The organism is Pseudomonas sp. 31-12 (assembly GCF_003151075.1).
Classification (GTDB): Bacteria; Pseudomonadota; Gammaproteobacteria; order Pseudomonadales; family Pseudomonadaceae; genus Aquipseudomonas.
The window spans coordinates 2,329,201-2,344,372 of record NZ_CP029482.1; the positions used below are offsets into that span (position 1 = coordinate 2,329,201).

Consider the following 15,172-nt stretch of genomic DNA (forward strand, 5'->3'; position numbering starts at 1 on the left):
AATTCAGGAATTTTCTGATCCATGGGCAAATCGCTGGTCATTGTGGAATCCCCGGCTAAGGCCAAGACCATCAACAAGTATCTGGGTAACCAATACGTGGTGAAGTCGAGTATCGGCCATATCCGAGACCTGCCCACCAGCGGTTCGGCTAGCGCCAGCAAAGAGCCAGCCGCCAAGCGCGGCAAGGCCGCCGCGGGTGAAGGTCCGGTGCTCACGCCGAAAGAGAAGGCGCGCAAGCAGCTGGTCTCGCGCATGGGTGTCGATCCCGATCATGGCTGGAAAGCCAAGTACGAGATCCTCCCGGGCAAGGAAAAGGTCATCGAAGAGCTGCGCCGGCTCGCCAAAGATGCTGACACCATCTATCTCGCAACCGACTTGGATCGCGAGGGGGAAGCCATTGCCTGGCACCTGCGCGAAGCCATCGGTGGTGATGACAGCCGCTACAAGCGCGTGGTGTTCAACGAAATCACCAAGAAAGCGATTCAGGAAGCCTTCTCCAAACCGGGCGAGCTGGACATTGACCGTGTCAACGCCCAACAGGCACGTCGTTTTCTCGACCGCGTGGTGGGTTACATGGTTTCGCCGCTGCTTTGGGCCAAGGTCGCCCGTGGCCTGTCCGCCGGTCGCGTGCAGTCGGTTGCGGTAAAACTGGTCGTTGAGCGTGAGCGTGAAATCCGCGCGTTCAACCCGGAAGAATACTGGGAAGTCCACGCTGACCTCGGTACCACCAAGGGCGCAACCGTGCGCTTTGACGTGGCTCGGGAAAAAGGCGAGGCCTTCAAGCCGCTCAACGAAGCCCAGGCCATGGCCGCGCTGGAGAAGCTCAAGGCTTCCAGCTACAGCATCGTCAAGCGCGAAGACAAACCGACCAGCAGCAAGCCGTCGGCACCGTTCATCACCTCCACCCTGCAACAGGCCGCGAGTAACCGCCTGGGCTTCGGCGTGAAGAAAACCATGATGATGGCCCAGCGTTTGTACGAAGCCGGCTACATCACGTATATGCGTACCGACTCCACCAACCTCTCGGCCGATGCCGTGACGATGGCGCGCACATATATTGAAGGCGAGTTCGGCAAGAAGTACCTGCCGGAAAACCCGAACGTCTACAGCAGCAAGGAAGGCGCACAAGAGGCTCACGAAGCAATTCGTCCGTCTGACGCCAACACCGAGCCAAGCAAGCTGTCGGGCATGGAGCGTGATGCAGAGCGGCTCTACGAGCTGATCTGGCGCCAGTTCCTCGCTTGCCAGATGCTGCCGGCCCAATACCTGTCGACCACGGTCACCGTCGGTGCCGGCGATTTCGAGCTGCGCGCCAAGGGCCGCATCCTGAAATTCGACGGCTACACCCGCGTCATGCCACAAATCGCCAAGCCTGGTGATGACGACGTGCTGCCGGACATGGCCCAGGGCGACGCGATGAAGCTGATCAAGCTTGATCCGACCCAGCACTTCACCAAGCCACCGGCGCGTTATTCGGAAGCGAGCCTGGTAAAAGAAATGGAAAAACGTGGCATCGGTCGTCCTTCGACCTACGCGGCGATCATTTCGACCATCCAGGACCGCGGCTACGTCGCGCTGCACAACCGTCGTTTCTACTCGGAAAAGATGGGCGACATCGTCACCGAACGTCTGGCCGAGAGCTTCTCGAATCTTATGGACTACGGCTTCACCGCCGGCATGGAAGAGAACCTCGATGACGTGGCCCAGGGCGAACGCGACTGGAAAAACGTGCTCGACGAGTTCTACGGCGACTTCAAGAAAAAACTCGAAGTAGCCGAAAGTGCCGAAGGTGGCATGCGCGCCAACCAACCGGTCATGACTGACATTCCGTGCGTGTTGTGCGGTCGTCCGATGCAGATTCGTACCGCATCGACTGGCGTGTTCCTCGGTTGCTCGGGTTACAGCCTGCCGCCGAAAGAACGCTGCAAGGCCACCGTCAACCTGGTGCCGGGCGATGAAATCGCTGCGGACGACGAGGGTGAATCGGAATCCCTGGTGCTGCGTGGCAAGCACCGCTGCCCGATCTGCAGCACGGCAATGGACGCTTACCTGCTGGATGAGAAGCGCAAGCTGCACATCTGCGGTAACAACCCGGATTGCTCAGGCTACGAAATCGAAGAGGGCACCTATCGCATCAAAGGCTACGAAGGTCCGAGCCTGGAATGCGACAAGTGTGGCAGCGAGATGCAGCTCAAGACCGGCCGATTCGGCAAGTTCTTCGGGTGCACCAATCCGACGTGCAAGAACACCCGCAAACTGCTGAAAAGCGGTGACGCGGCGCCGCCGAAGATGGACCCGGTGAAGATGCCTGAGCTGAAATGCGAAAAGGTCAATGACACCTACATCCTGCGCGACGGTGCTTCCGGTCTGTTCCTGGCGGCCAGCCAGTTTCCGAAAAACCGCGAGACGCGTGCTCCGCTGGTCATGGAAATTGTGCCGCACAAGGATGAGATCGATCCGAAGTACCACTTCCTCTGTGAAGCGCCGAAAAAAGATCCGGACGGCCTGCCTGCTGTGATCCGTTACAGCCGCAAGACCAAAGAGCAGTACGTGCAGACAGAAGTCGACGGCAAGCCGACCGGCTGGAAGGCTTACTACGACGGCGGCAAATGGACGGTTGAAGACAAGCGTCCGGCAGCCAAAGCGTAAAAACAGGCTGTACACAAAAGGCCGCATGACAACCCACGGGTTTTCATGCGGCCTTTTTGTTTTGTGCTTGCGGTCAGCTCGGCTGATCCACGACACTGTCTGATCTGCGTGAAGCAATTTTTTCGTTGTGGAGGCTGCCGTCATGGCCCACGAACTCTATACCCGTACTAATCAAAAGATTTATTTCGCCGGCCTGTCGCTCGAAGCGCTTGCCAGAGCCGAAGAGGGGCGGACGATGAATTCCCTGGCGCTGATTCAGGCCGGGCGTGAGTCGGCGTTGTTTCACTTGTACGGCGCGTTGCTGGGGCTGTGCCATGAAATTGCCGGCTTCTATCGCTTGCCGCAGGCCAATGCGCCTCGGGTGGAGATGCTGCTGACTCGGGAAGTGCTGGAAGCCATCGCCATTCCCGAGATGGCTGAGATGGTCGAGCTGGCCCAGAATCCGGAAACCTGGCTGGCCAAGCTGCTGGCGGCTCACGCGGCGATGTTCCAGCCGCCTCGTGCTCCACACAAGCCCAAGGGTGACGTCACTCAGCCGCTCATCCTGGCCGTTAACCTGGATGAAGAAGAGGCGCCAGAGGAGTTGAGTCGCGAAGAGCTGGAGAGCTGGCGCCAGAACCTGAAAGGGTTGGCGATCCGTTTTCGCGAAGGCTTGAACGAGTGCTGATCGACTGAGTGCCGGCGGTGCGATTAAAAGCGCTGCTGGTCAAGTTACCGAGCGAAGCCTGGCCGATGCCTATATAATCCCCGCCTTTCGTGGAGAACAGACCTTTATGCCAACGTCCTTTCTAGAAATTGTCGAGTTACCAGACGGCCGAATCGAGCTGCGCAGGGCTGAGGACGAGGGTTCTCTGGTCACTTTGGATTTCTCCGAGGATGCCAAGGCTTTCCTGCAGGGCCAGCACGTCGAAGTCGCCAAGGCGATGTTGAGCGTCGGTGTTCAGATGGCAGGGCGTCTGGTTGAAGGCGAATTCAATACGGATGAGAGTTCGCGGGTTCTCCACTGATCCCATTCGTCGCTTTCTGCTGATACGGCTTCGGACCGGCTTCTCTATCCTTTGAGAAGCCCCGCGCAATTGATTGCGCGCTTTGTTTACAGGTTAACCCAATCGAATATTCAGGCTCTGCGCATCCCCGGTACGGGCCGCGCTGATCAACTGTTGCCGTGAATTTGTGCTCAAGGGGTTGAGCCAGCTGACAACGGTGTGGCTGCGGCCCAGGCGCAAGGCTTCGCAGGTCAGCTGCTGGGCGCTCTGAGTGCCGCGAGGTTGCAGCAGCAGGATGCGTTCGCGGTTGAGACCGGCGTCCCGCAGCCACGCCTGGGTCAGGCTGGCGGGCGGGGCGATCAGTGTCAGCCATCGCGCGTCCTGATCCTGGCTCAGTTCCCGAAGGATCGGCGCCAAAAGGTTCAGGCAGTTCCCGGCCGCACCACGCAGTGAAAGCTCGCTGAAAACTTCGGGTTCGGCGCTCCAGGGCGTCTCGACCACGTCTTTCAGGATTGGCGCCAACGGTTGCACCATGAATGCCTCGAACAACGGCAGTTGGGCTTGCTGTGATGTGTGTGGGAACTGCATAAAGCCTCCTTTAGCGGCGAATGACGCCGACACTCAAGCCTTCGATCACCAGTTCCTGATCTTTCAGGTTGACTTCGATTGGGGCAAATTCAGGGTTTTCGGCAATCAACCAGACCTTGCTGCCGTCGCGCTTGAAGCGCTTGACGGTCACTTCGTCACCGATCCGTGCCACGACGATCTGGCCATTGCGGGCTTCCCGGGTGGTGTGGACGGCCAACAGGTCGCCGTCAAAAATACCGACGTCCTTCATGCTCATGCCATGAACGCGCAGCAGATAATCAGCGCGCGGATGGAAGAAGGCAGGGTTGATGTTGCAGGACTCTTCGATGTGCTGCTGGGCCAGAATCGGCGCACCGGCAGCGACTCGGCCAATGATCGGCAGAGTAGAATCATCGGCCTTGGCTTCGAAGCCCGGAATGCGAATACCACGGGAAGCGCCCGGGGTCATCTCGATCGCACCTTTGCGGGCAAGCGCCTTGAGGTGTTCTTCCGCCGCGTTGGGCGATTTGAAACCCAGTTCCTGAGCGATTTCCGCACGGGTTGGCGGGTAGCCGTTGTCTTCTAGGCAGCGTTTGATGAAGGCCAGAATCTCTGCTTGGCGTGGCGTCAGCTTTAGCATATTGATCGCTCTGTCTTTTTATACAGTGACTGGGATTATATACAGTGAAACGGTCTTGGCAATGCCCCTTTTTTGGCCGGCCGCTGGACGGTCAATCAGCCTGCTGATTAAAGCCTCGCCGTTGTATGGTTAAATAGCTGACCGACCATTCCCAAAACGAACCGGCAGGCTTGACAATGCACAGGCTGAAACGTATGTTTCAAACAAGTGTTTGTCAGGCGGAGTAGCCATGGCCCAGTCGGAAACCGTTGAACGCATTCTCGATGCTGCCGAGCAGTTGTTCGCGGAAAAAGGTTTCGCCGAAACCTCGTTGCGTCTGATCACCAGCAAGGCCGGAGTCAATCTGGCGGCGGTCAACTATCATTTCGGTTCGAAGAAGGCGCTGATCCAGGCGGTCTTCTCGCGCTTTCTCGGGCCGTTTTGCCTGAGTCTTGATAAAGAGCTGGAACGGCGTCAGTCCAAGCCTGACAACAAGCCGACACTCGAAGAGTTGCTCGAGATTCTCGTTGAGCAAGCCCTCGTCGTGCAGCCTCGCAGCGGCAACGACCTGTCTATCTTCATGCGCTTGCTGGGACTGGCGTTCAGTCAGAGCCAGGGTCACCTGCGTCGTTATCTGGAAGACATGTACGGCAAGGTGTTCCGCCGCTACATGATGCTGGTAAACGAAGCTGCGCCGCGCATTCCACCGATCGAGCTGTTCTGGCGCGTGCACTTCATGCTCGGCGCTGCGGCGTTCAGCATGTCGGGGATCAAGGCGTTGCGAGCGATTGCCGAGACCGATTTCGGCGTCAACACATCCATTGAGCAAGTGATGCGCCTGATGGTGCCGTTCCTGGCTGCAGGCATGCGCGCCGAAACCGGCGTCACCGATGCGGCCATGGCCACTGCGCAACTGCGTCCGCGCAGCAAGTCGACCCCGGCTGCCGCCAAGGTTTAACCGAGCACGGGTGGGCGCGGCGGCTGACATCCGCTAAGCTAGCCGCCCATGCCGACTCTCGTTCTGAACCCGCTCCCCATTGATATCGCCGACCTGCCGGGCACAGCCCAAGGCGGCGAACGCGTGCGAGCCGGGTTTTTCGTTCTCAAGGAATCTCTATGACTGCTGGCCTGCAAGGCTCGTTGATGGTGGACGTCGCCGGTACCTGGCTGACGGCCGAAGATCGCCAATTGTTGCGTCAGCCCGAAGTGGGCGGCCTGATCATTTTCGCCCGCAACATCGAAAGCCCGCGCCAGGTGCGCGAGCTCAGCGCTGCAATCCGCGCCATTCGTCCCGACCTGCTGCTGGCGGTGGATCAGGAAGGTGGTCGCGTTCAGCGTCTGCGCCAAGGCTTCGTCCGGCTGCCGGCCATGCGCGCCATTGCCGACAACCCGAACGCCGAGTACCTGGCCGAGCAGTGCGGCTGGATCATGGCCACCGAAGTGCTGGCCGTTGGGCTCGACCTGAGCTTCGCCCCGGTGCTGGACCTGGATTACCAGCGCAGCGCCGTCGTCGGCACTCGCTCGTTCGAGGGTGATCCGGAGCGCGCAGCCTTGCTCGCGGGTGCATTCATCCGCGGCATGAACAGCGCCGGCATGGCCGCCACCGGCAAGCATTTCCCCGGTCACGGCTGGGCCGAGGCGGATTCCCACGTCGCGATCCCGAACGACGAGCGCAGCCTCGACGAAATTCGCGCCAAAGACCTGGTGCCGTTCGCCAAGTTGAGCAAGCAATTGGCCGCCATCATGCCGGCCCACGTTATTTATCCACAAGTCGATTCCCAGCCCGCAGGCTTCTCACGCCGCTGGTTGCAGGACATCCTGCGCGGCGAGCTGCAATTCGATGGCGTGATCTTCAGCGACGACCTGTCCATGGCCGGTGCCCACGTGGTTGGCGATGCCGCCAGCCGTATCGAAGCCGCGCTGACTGCCGGTTGCGACATGGGCCTGGTATGCAATGACCGCGCTGCGGCGGAGCTGGCGTTGAGTGCCGCCCAGCGCTTGAAAGTCACGCCGTCCGAGCGCATCGCGCGGATGCGTGGCCAGTCGTACGCCAACACTGAATACCGTCAGAACCCGCGCTGGCTGACTGCCATCGGCGCGCTCAAAGAAGCTCAACTGATTGAATAAGGACTTTTCGTTATGACGGTTTACGCGATTATCGGTGGCACCGGCCTGACTCAGCTCGAAGGCCTGAACATTCGTCAGTCACTGGCGGTGGATACGCCCTATGGCGCGCCTTCGGCCGACGTGCAGATCGGTGAATACGCCGGCAAGGAAGTGTTGTTCCTCGCGCGTCACGGTCACCCGCACCGTTTTCCGCCGCATCAAGTGAACTACCGCGCCAACCTCTGGGCGCTGAAACAGGCCGGCGCCGAAGCCATTCTCGCGGTTAACGCCGTGGGCGGAATCCATGCGGCCATGGGCACCGGACATTTTTGCGTGCCGCATCAACTGATCGACTACACCAGCGGTCGTGAACATACCTATTTCGCCGATAACCTGGAACACGTCACCCACATTGACTTCAGCTATCCCTACAGCGAGACGTTGCGTCAGCAATTGATTGCGGCGCTGGCGGCTGAAGGCGTCGATTACAGCAGCCAAGGCGTCTACGCCTGCACCCAGGGCCCACGCCTGGAAACCGTCGCTGAAATCGCGAAGCTGGAGCGTGACGGTTGCGACATCGTCGGCATGACAGGCATGCCGGAAGCGGCGTTGGCCCGTGAGCTGGAACTGGAGTATGCGTGTCTGGCACTGGTGGTGAACCCTGCGGCGGGCAAGTCCGCGGCGGTGATCACCATGGCCGAGATCGAGCAGGCGTTGCATGACGGGATGGGCAAGGTTAAGTCGACGTTGGCGCGGGTGTTAAAAGGCTAGGTTGGTTTCTGATCAGTTTGAAGGCTGGCGGCACAGGTCTGAACCTGACTGCTGCGGATACGGTCATCCATTTCGATCCCTGGTGGAATCCGGCGGTGGAAAACCAGGCGACTGACCGGGCCTACAGGATTGGGCAAAACAAACCGGTGTTCGTCTACAAGCTGATAGCTCGTGGCACCGTAGAAGAAAAAATACAGGCACTGCAGCTGTAGAAGGCGGCATTGGCTGGGGCGGTGCTTGAAGGCGGGACGACTGGCGGGTGGAAGCTTGAGCAGAGTGATATCGAGGCGCTGTTTGCACCGCTGCCAAATCTCAAGTCCTGATTTCCGATCTTAAATGAAACCGAGTTGACGCTATCGCGGGCAAGCCACGCTCCCACAGGATGATCGCTGAACCTGTGGGAGCGGGCTTGCCCGCGAAGGCGATCTACCAGGCGCCGCAGATTTCAGCGCTTCTCCAGCTTATCCGGCAACGGCGCAAACAACGCTTCAATATCATCGCTCTGCAACTTCCAGTCCCCGGTCTTGCGCCCGTCCAGCACGCCCGCCGCCAGATCGGATTTTTCCTTCTGTAGATGCTGAATCTTCTCTTCCACGGTGCCGCGGGCAATCATCTTGTAGACGAACACCGGTTTCTCCTGGCCGATGCGGTACGCCCGGTCAGTCGCCTGATTTTCCGTGGCCGGGTTCCACCACGGATCGTAGTGGATCACCGTGTCCGCCTCGGTCAGGTTCAAACCGACGCCGCCGGCCTTCAGGCTGATCAGAAAAATCTGACGCTTGCCGCTCTGGAAGTCTTTCACCGGCGCCCGTCGGTCCCGGGTCTGACCCGTGAGCAACGCGTATTCAACACCGCGCTTCTTCAGTTCAACTTCGATCAGCGCCAGCATCGAGGTGAACTGTGAAAACAGCAAAATCCGCCGACCTTCCTCAAACAACTCATCCAGCATTTCCATCAGGCTATCGAGCTTGCCCGAGGTGCTGCCGCGCGTCGGCAGTGCGGCATCGTTGACCAGGCGTAAATCGCAGCACACCTGGCGCAGCTTCAGCAGCGCTTCAAGAATGATGATCTGGCTGCGCGCCACGCCTTTGCGGGTGATCTCGTCGCGGACTTTCTTGTCCATCGCCAGGCGCATGGTTTCATACACATCGCGTTGGGCTTCGTTGAGTTCGACCCAATGGATGATTTCGGTCTTGGGTGGCAACTCCGTCGCGACCTGTTCCTTGGTTCTGCGCAACAGGAACGGTTTGATCCGACCATTGAGGTGCTGAAGTCTGACTTCACTGGCGCGCTTTTCAATCGGCACGCGGTAATCGCGGTTGAAGCTTTTGACGTCGCCGAGCCAGCCGGGCAACAGGAAGTGAAACAGCGACCACAGTTCGCCCAAGTGGTTTTCCAGCGGCGTACCACTCAGGCACAGACGCTGACGCGCATTCAACTCGCGGGCCGCCTGGGCAGCCTTGCTGTTGGGGTTCTTGATGTATTGCGCTTCATCCAGCACCAGCACGTGCAGAGGCTGAGCGGCCAGACGTTCGACGTCCTTGGGCAGCAGCGCATAGGTGGTGAGGATCAGGTCGTAATCGGCCAGATGGTCGAAATGCTTTTTGCGACTGGCGCCGTACAGCGCCAGCACGTTGAGTTGCGGCGTAAAGTGCGCCGCTTCGTCGAGCCAGTTCGGGATCAGGCTGGTGGGCATCACCACCATGCACGGCCGGTCGAGGCGCCCGGCGATTTTCTCGCTGAGAATATGCGCCAGGGTCTGTAGGGTTTTACCCAGACCCATGTCGTCCGCGAGAATGCCGCCGACTTCCAGTTGCCGCAACGATTGCATCCAGCTCAGGCCTTCCAGCTGATACGGGCGCAAGGTTGCGTTCAAACCTTCGGGGGCCGTCGCGGTGTAATCCTTGATGTCCCGCAGGCGCTGGGCAAACGTGCGGATCTGCTCGCCACCTTCCCAAAGCAGCGGCATGCCTTCCAACGGGTTCAGGCGTGTCGCGTCGGCCTTGCTCAGGCGCAGCGTGGTTTCGCCGGGCTCTTGCAGGTAGAACTCGCCAAGGGTCGCCAGCACCGGTTTCAACCGGCCGAAGGGCAGGGCGACCTGCAAGGGGCCGTACTCGGAATTCGGGCGGTTGGGGATGTTCACCAGAATCAGTTCGTCGTCACGCCGCCGGGCGAGGCGTTCCGGATTGAGGATTTCGGTGTGGGAGCGCATCAGGTTCAGCAGGATCGGCAGCAAGCTCAGGCGCTCGCCGTTGACGATGATCCCCAGCTCCAGATCAAACCAGTCGCGCTCCGGCGCCTGTTCGACGGTGGCATACCAGTCGTCCACCGCGGTCAGGTCGAAGCCGAAATCTTCGTCGATCTGCAGCTCCCAGCCTTGAGTGCGCAGCTTTGGCAGTTCGTTGAGGGTGAAGGTCAGCCAGGCGCTGTCGTTGACCATCTCATAGAGTTCGCCGGCACTTTCCGGCAAGGCTTTGCTTTGGCGGGTAGCGACTTTGAAACCGAGGATTCGCAGCTGTTCCCTGTAGGTCTGTTCGACTTCCGGGTGGCGTTTTATCCGCAGCGTCTGGGTTTCCTGACGAATCAGGACGTCGGCGTTCTTCTGCCCGGAAACGTATTCATCGAGATAACTGAAAGACAGCGCCGCACGGTGCTGGATGTAGCGCTGCATCTTGCCGTTGCGCGGTTCGAAGGCGCTGAATTCGATGCTCGCCAGCCACAGGCGCGGCACCGGTTGCACGTTATCCACAAGCACTTGGGGCGGCGCCTTCGGACTGCGGTTTTCCAGCACGGCCTGAAGTTTTTCCAGCAGTTCGGCGTCTTGTGCGGCGGCGGGGTAGGCCAGGGTTTCTTGCACCTTCAGCAGCACGGCCGCGCAATGTTTGCAGTTGACGTGAACCGGGCACGTGCACGTGGCGTCGACCATCAGCAAGGTCGCTTTGGCTGACTCGCGCAGGCGGATGGTCTGACGGTAAACGTTACCGCCAGAGCCCTCGCAAGCGGCGATGATCGTGGCGTCGCCGGCCTCGACGATCCTGACGCGGTTTTCCAGTGCGTAGCGACGGCCACGCTCCAGGCTCTGTTCCTTGAATCGGCTGACCCATGAAGGTGCCAGGGGTTTGCTCAGGGTCGCTGACATAAGGACTCAATCAGTCCGGAATTTCATCGGGGACTGGCCGAGGTGCCGGGGCGGTCAGCGAAGTGATCTTGATCAGCAGGCCAAGGTGGCCGTTGTCGAGGAAATTCAGCTGGCCGTTCTTGGTGTGGCTTTCCTGCTTCAGGCGTTCGCTGGCGGTGACCATGCCGTTGGCGTCGATCTGGTTGACCCAGAAGTCGGCGTCGACGTCGGTGAACCGCCCCAGTTTCAAGCTCAACGTGCCCTCGATCGGGAATTGGCCAAATTGTTCGGTGCCTTCGCTGATCGCGACTTTAGTGGCTTCTTCACCGAGCGGTTGCTGCCACGCCTTGTGCAGCAACACCGAGTACTCATTGCTGGCGGTGAGCTTTTCCACTTCGGGATTCAGGCTCGGTGTGCGAAAGCTGTCGGGGCTGATGCGCTGGGCGCCGGCCGCCCAGTCTTCCGGGGCGGCTTTGCTGACAATGGCAGGCACGGCGTTTTGCCGAACCAGGATCATTTCAACCTGGTACAGGTCATCGGCAAATGCCATTGGGGCGACCAGGGTGGTCAGCAAAGTCAGTAAACGAAACAGGCGCATGCGGCGTCCTTCAAGCAGTTTTCGGAATGAGGCACTCAAGCAGCGCCTCTACAGTATTAAAGCGCTCTTGCGGGCTTTCCATCGGGACCATGAATTTAAACATCGTGGCACCTTCGAATTTGTAGCGTTTGGGCTGGCCCTGGATCAGTTTGATCAGGGTCAGCGGGTCGACAGGCGTCTGCGCCGCGAACTCGATCCGGCCGCCTTGCGGGCCACCGTCGACTTTCTTGATGCCCAGCAGTTCGGCTTGCAACTTCAACGCCGTGATGCGCATCAGGTTCTTGGTCGGCTCCGGCAGCAGGCCGAAACGGTCGATCATCTCCACTTGCAGGTCCTTGAGGCCTTCCTCATCGGTGGCCGAGGCAATGCGTTTGTAGAGAATCAGACGGGCGTGCACGTCCGGCAAGTAGTCTTCCGGAATCAGCGCCGGGACGCGCAAATTGACTTCCGGACCACCGCCCAGCGGCTGATCGAGGTTCGGTTGTTCGCCCTTGCGGATCGACTTCACCGCGCGCTCGAGCATTTCCATATACAGGGTGAAGCCGACGGCCTGGATCTGCCCGCTCTGACCGTCGCCCAGCAATTCGCCGGCGCCACGGATTTCCAGGTCGTTGGTGGCGAGCACGAAGCCCGCGCCGAGGTCCTGGGTGTTCGCGATCGCTTCCAGACGCTTTTCCGCGTCCGGGGTGATCTGCTGACGCGGCGGCGTCAGCAAATAAGCATAAGCCTGGTGGTGACTGCGACCGACGCGGCCGCGCAATTGGTGCAACTGCGCCAGGCCGAATTTGTCGGCACGCTCGATGATGATGGTGTTGGCGCTCGGCACGTCGATGCCGGTCTCGATGATGGTCGAGGCGATCAGTACGTTGAAGCGCTTGTGGTAGAAGTCGCTCATCACCTGTTCGAGTTCGCGTTCGCGCATCTGCCCGTGGCCAATGGCGATCCGCGCTTCCGGCACCAGTTCGGCGAGGTCGGCGGCGCATTTCTCGATGGTCTTCACGTCGTTGTGCAGGTAGTAGACCTGACCGCCACGCAGCAACTCACGAAGCAGGGCCTCTTTGACCGTGCTTTTGTTCTGCTCCATGACGAAGGTCCGCACCGACAGGCGACGGGCCGGCGGCGTGGCGATGATCGACAGGTCGCGCATGCCCGACACCGCCATGTTCAGCGTGCGCGGAATCGGCGTGGCGGTGAGCGTGAGGATGTCGACTTCACTGCGCAGGGCCTTGAGTTGTTCCTTCTGACGAACACCAAAGCGGTGCTCTTCGTCGATGATCACCAGCCCGAGGTTTTTGATCTTCACATCATCTTGCAGCAGCTTGTGTGTGCCGATGACGATGTCGATTTTGCCTTCGGCCAGATCCGCAACCGCGGCGTTCACTTCCTTGGTCGACTTGAAGCGGCTCATCACTTCCACGCTCACCGGCCAGTCGGCGAAGCGGTCGCGGAAGCTGTTGTAATGCTGTTGGGCGAGGAGGGTGGTCGGCACCAGAATCGCCACCTGACGACCGCCGTGCACCGCGATGAACGCCGCGCGCATGGCCACTTCGGTCTTGCCGAAGCCCACATCGCCGCAGACCAGGCGATCCATCGGCTTCGGTGCGAGCATGTCGGCGCGCACTGCATCGATGGTGGTTTGCTGGTCTGGTGTCTCTTCGAACGGGAAGCCGGCGCTGAACGTCGCGTAATCGGCTTTCGGGTCTTCGAAGGCATAACCTTCGCGAGCGGCGCGACGGGCATAGATGTCGAGCAATTCGGCGGCGACGTCGCGCACCTGTTCGGCGGCTTTGCGTTTGGCTTTCTGCCAGGTTTCCGAGCCGAGGCGGTGCAGCGGGGCCAAGGCGTCATCGCTACCGGTGTAACGCGCAATCAGGTGCAGGTTAGCCACCGGCACGTAAAGCTTGGCGCCTTCGGCATATTGCAGCGTGAGGAACTCGGCGGCTTGATCGTCGATTTCCAGGGTTGCGAGCCCCAGATAGCGACCGACACCGTGATCGATATGCACGACCGGCGCGCCTTCGCGCAGCTCGGTAAGGTTTTTGATCACTGCGTCATTGTTGGCGTCGGCGCGTTTTTCGCGGCGGCGACGCTGCATCACGCGCTGACCGAACAACGGGCTTTCGGCCACCAGCGCCAGGGCCGGATTGTCGAGCACCAAGCCCTCGTCGAGCGGTGCGATGGTGATCGCCAGGCGCTCCTTGCTCGCGACAAAGTCCGGCCAGCTGTCGACGGTTTTCGGTCGCAGCTTCAGGCGTTCGAGCAATTCCAGCAGCACTTCACGGCGGCCCGCAGACTCGGCGGTGAACAATACGCGGCCGGGGAACTCGTCGAGGAAGCCGGCCAGCGCCGCCAATGGCTGGGTAGCCTTGGCTTCGATGGCCAGGTTCGGCAGTTCGCGCGCCGGGAAACGCTCGCGGCCGACGCCGGTTTCCACGTCCTGTTGACTGGCCACCACACGCGGCCAGTTCTTCAGGCGGGCAAAGCAGTCTTCCACCGGCAGGAACAGCTCGGCCGGTGGCAATAAAGGACGGGAAGGATCGACGCGGCGCTCTTCATAGCGGTTGCGCACATCGTTCCAGAAGTTTTCCGCCGCCTGCTCGATGCCCGGCAGGGAAAACACTTGGGTGTCCTGGGGCAGGTAATCGAACAGCGTCGAGGTTTCGTCGAAGAACAGCGGCAGGTAGTACTCGATACCGGCCGGCGTGATCCCGCTGCTCAAATCCTGGAAGATCGGGCAGCGACGGAAGTCGACATCGAAACGCTCACGGAAGCGCGCCTTGAAACGGGTGACCGCGTCTTTCTGCAGCGGGAATTCCCGCGCGGGCAACAGGCGAACGGTGTCGACTTTATCGATGGAGCGCTGGTTTTCCGGATCGAAGGTACGCAGCGTCTCAATTTCGTCGTCGAACAGGTCGATACGGAAGGGCAGTTTGCTGCCCATCGGGAACAGGTCGATCAGCGAGCCGCGGACGGTGAATTCGCCGTGTTCGTACACCGTGTCGACGTAGCGATAGCCGCTGGCTTCAAGTCGGGTGCGCATCTGCTCGACGTCGAGCTTCTGGCCAACGTCCAGCACCAGGCTGCTGCCGAGCAGGAACTTGGTCGGCGCCAGGCGGTGCAGCGCGGTGGTGATCGGCACGACCAATACGCCATGACTCAGCTCCGGCAACCTGTACAAGGCTGCGATGCGCTGGGAAATGATGTCCTGGTGTGGCGAAAACAGATCGTAGGGCAGGGTTTCCCAGTCCGGGAAATGCAGTACGGGCAAATCCGGGGCGAAGAAACTCAGCTCCTGTTCCAGCCGTTCGGCACTTTGGCTGTCGGCAGTCAGCAGCAGGGTAAAGCGCTTGGCAGCGCTGGCGGCCTCGGCAATGGCCAGGCTCAGGGCGGCACCGGGCAGGTTGCCCCAGTGCTGTTTACCTGCCGCGGCAGGGAGAAGCGGTAGACGCAGAACGGGCACGGAAGGTTGAGCTCCAAGCGTTGCGACAAAGTCGGTAATTGTAGCGGCCCCGGGTGCCGCCTGTCAGTTGCAGATGTGTCTATTACGCCGGTTTGGCGAAATGTAGTGGTAAAGACAAAATTCGCCGGTTTTTTGCTGAAAATTGATGATTATGTAGTGGCAAAACGACCGAGTGTTACGGAGGGTTACGGATAAGACAGCGGTGTCTCCAAAAAATTGACTGCGCTGAAAGCCGCGGTTTTACTGGGCTTTAGCGGTGCGTAATTTTTTTGAACAGGAATTTGTTACGGATCGCGCG

At 60.1% G+C, this 15,172-nt stretch carries 11 protein-coding genes and 1 pseudogene; 7 read left to right on the plus strand and 5 right to left on the minus strand.

Annotated elements, in window-relative coordinates; all coding sequences use genetic code 11:
• Positions 1-21: 21 nt before the first annotated feature.
• From topA to DJ564_RS10830, 3 genes are all read left to right on the plus strand, one after another.
• Positions 22-2,649, plus strand: a complete 2,628-nt coding sequence (topA, locus tag DJ564_RS10820; RefSeq protein ID WP_109628976.1) for a type I DNA topoisomerase — start codon at positions 22-24, stop codon at positions 2,647-2,649.
• Between the two features lie 142 nt (positions 2,650-2,791).
• On the plus strand, positions 2,792-3,316 hold the full coding sequence (locus DJ564_RS10825; RefSeq protein WP_109628978.1) for a DUF6586 family protein: 525 nt from the start codon (positions 2,792-2,794) through the stop codon (positions 3,314-3,316).
• A gap of 106 nt (positions 3,317-3,422) precedes the next feature.
• Positions 3,423-3,656: a hypothetical protein gene (locus DJ564_RS10830; RefSeq protein WP_010456352.1), complete on the plus strand. Its 234-nt coding sequence runs from the start codon at positions 3,423-3,425 to the stop codon at positions 3,654-3,656.
• A 93-nt stretch (positions 3,657-3,749) separates the two neighbouring features.
• On the opposite strand, the gene sulA is transcribed toward DJ564_RS10830, so the two are convergent.
• Positions 3,750-4,223, minus strand: a complete 474-nt coding sequence (gene sulA, locus DJ564_RS10835; protein WP_109628980.1) for an SOS-induced cell division inhibitor SulA — start codon at positions 4,221-4,223, stop codon at positions 3,750-3,752.
• 10 nt (positions 4,224-4,233) lie between these two features.
• Positions 4,234-4,842 (minus strand): transcriptional repressor LexA, encoded by a 609-nt coding sequence (lexA, locus tag DJ564_RS10840; RefSeq protein ID WP_046026989.1) that lies wholly within the window; start codon positions 4,840-4,842, stop codon positions 4,234-4,236.
• A 229-nt stretch (positions 4,843-5,071) separates the two neighbouring features.
• On the opposite strand from lexA, the gene DJ564_RS10845 reads away from it, so the two are divergent.
• From DJ564_RS10845 to DJ564_RS10860, 4 genes and pseudogenes are all read left to right on the plus strand, one after another.
• A complete protein-coding gene (locus DJ564_RS10845) occupies positions 5,072-5,779 on the plus strand; it encodes a TetR/AcrR family transcriptional regulator (protein ID WP_109628982.1) in 708 nt (235 codons plus the stop codon).
• Positions 5,780-5,949: 170 nt separating this feature from the next.
• On the plus strand, positions 5,950-6,948 hold the full coding sequence (nagZ, locus tag DJ564_RS10850; protein ID WP_178082344.1) for a beta-N-acetylhexosaminidase: 999 nt from the start codon (positions 5,950-5,952) through the stop codon (positions 6,946-6,948).
• Between the two features lie 12 nt (positions 6,949-6,960).
• Positions 6,961-7,698, plus strand: a complete 738-nt coding sequence (locus DJ564_RS10855; protein ID WP_109628986.1) for an S-methyl-5'-thioinosine phosphorylase — start codon at positions 6,961-6,963, stop codon at positions 7,696-7,698.
• A gap of 5 nt (positions 7,699-7,703) precedes the next feature.
• A pseudogene (locus DJ564_RS10860) lies at positions 7,704-8,021 on the plus strand (helicase-related protein); the annotation flags it as partial.
• A 122-nt stretch (positions 8,022-8,143) separates the two neighbouring features.
• Here the strand turns inward: DJ564_RS10860 and DJ564_RS10865 are convergent.
• Genes DJ564_RS10865 through mfd form a run of 3 tightly spaced genes read right to left on the minus strand, consistent with a single transcriptional unit; the run spans position 8,144 to position 14,874 of the window.
• Positions 8,144-10,837, minus strand: a complete 2,694-nt coding sequence (locus DJ564_RS10865; RefSeq protein ID WP_109628988.1) for a DEAD/DEAH box helicase — start codon at positions 10,835-10,837, stop codon at positions 8,144-8,146.
• A gap of 10 nt (positions 10,838-10,847) precedes the next feature.
• Positions 10,848-11,414, minus strand: coding sequence for a CsiV family protein (locus tag DJ564_RS10870; protein WP_109628990.1), 567 nt, complete (start codon positions 11,412-11,414; stop codon positions 10,848-10,850).
• 10 nt (positions 11,415-11,424) lie between these two features.
• Complete coding sequence (gene mfd, locus DJ564_RS10875; RefSeq protein ID WP_109628992.1) at positions 11,425-14,874, minus strand: transcription-repair coupling factor; 3,450 nt, start codon at positions 14,872-14,874, stop codon at positions 11,425-11,427.
• Between the last annotated feature and the right edge of the window lie 298 nt (positions 14,875-15,172).

Coding starts and splice junctions, on each gene's coding strand:
- topA (WP_109628976.1), top strand. CDS start 22: ATGGGCAAATCGCTGGTCATTGTGGAATCCCCGGCTAAGGCCAAGACC.
- DJ564_RS10825 (WP_109628978.1), top strand. CDS start 2,792: ATGGCCCACGAACTCTATACCCGTACTAATCAAAAGATTTATTTCGCC.
- DJ564_RS10830 (WP_010456352.1), top strand. CDS start 3,423: ATGCCAACGTCCTTTCTAGAAATTGTCGAGTTACCAGACGGCCGAATC.
- sulA (WP_109628980.1), bottom strand. CDS start 4,223: ATGCAGTTCCCACACACATCACAGCAAGCCCAACTGCCGTTGTTCGAG.
- lexA (WP_046026989.1), bottom strand. CDS start 4,842: ATGCTAAAGCTGACGCCACGCCAAGCAGAGATTCTGGCCTTCATCAAA.
- DJ564_RS10845 (WP_109628982.1), top strand. CDS start 5,072: ATGGCCCAGTCGGAAACCGTTGAACGCATTCTCGATGCTGCCGAGCAG.
- DJ564_RS10855 (WP_109628986.1), top strand. CDS start 6,961: ATGACGGTTTACGCGATTATCGGTGGCACCGGCCTGACTCAGCTCGAA.
- DJ564_RS10865 (WP_109628988.1), bottom strand. CDS start 10,837: ATGTCAGCGACCCTGAGCAAACCCCTGGCACCTTCATGGGTCAGCCGA.
- DJ564_RS10870 (WP_109628990.1), bottom strand. CDS start 11,414: ATGCGCCTGTTTCGTTTACTGACTTTGCTGACCACCCTGGTCGCCCCA.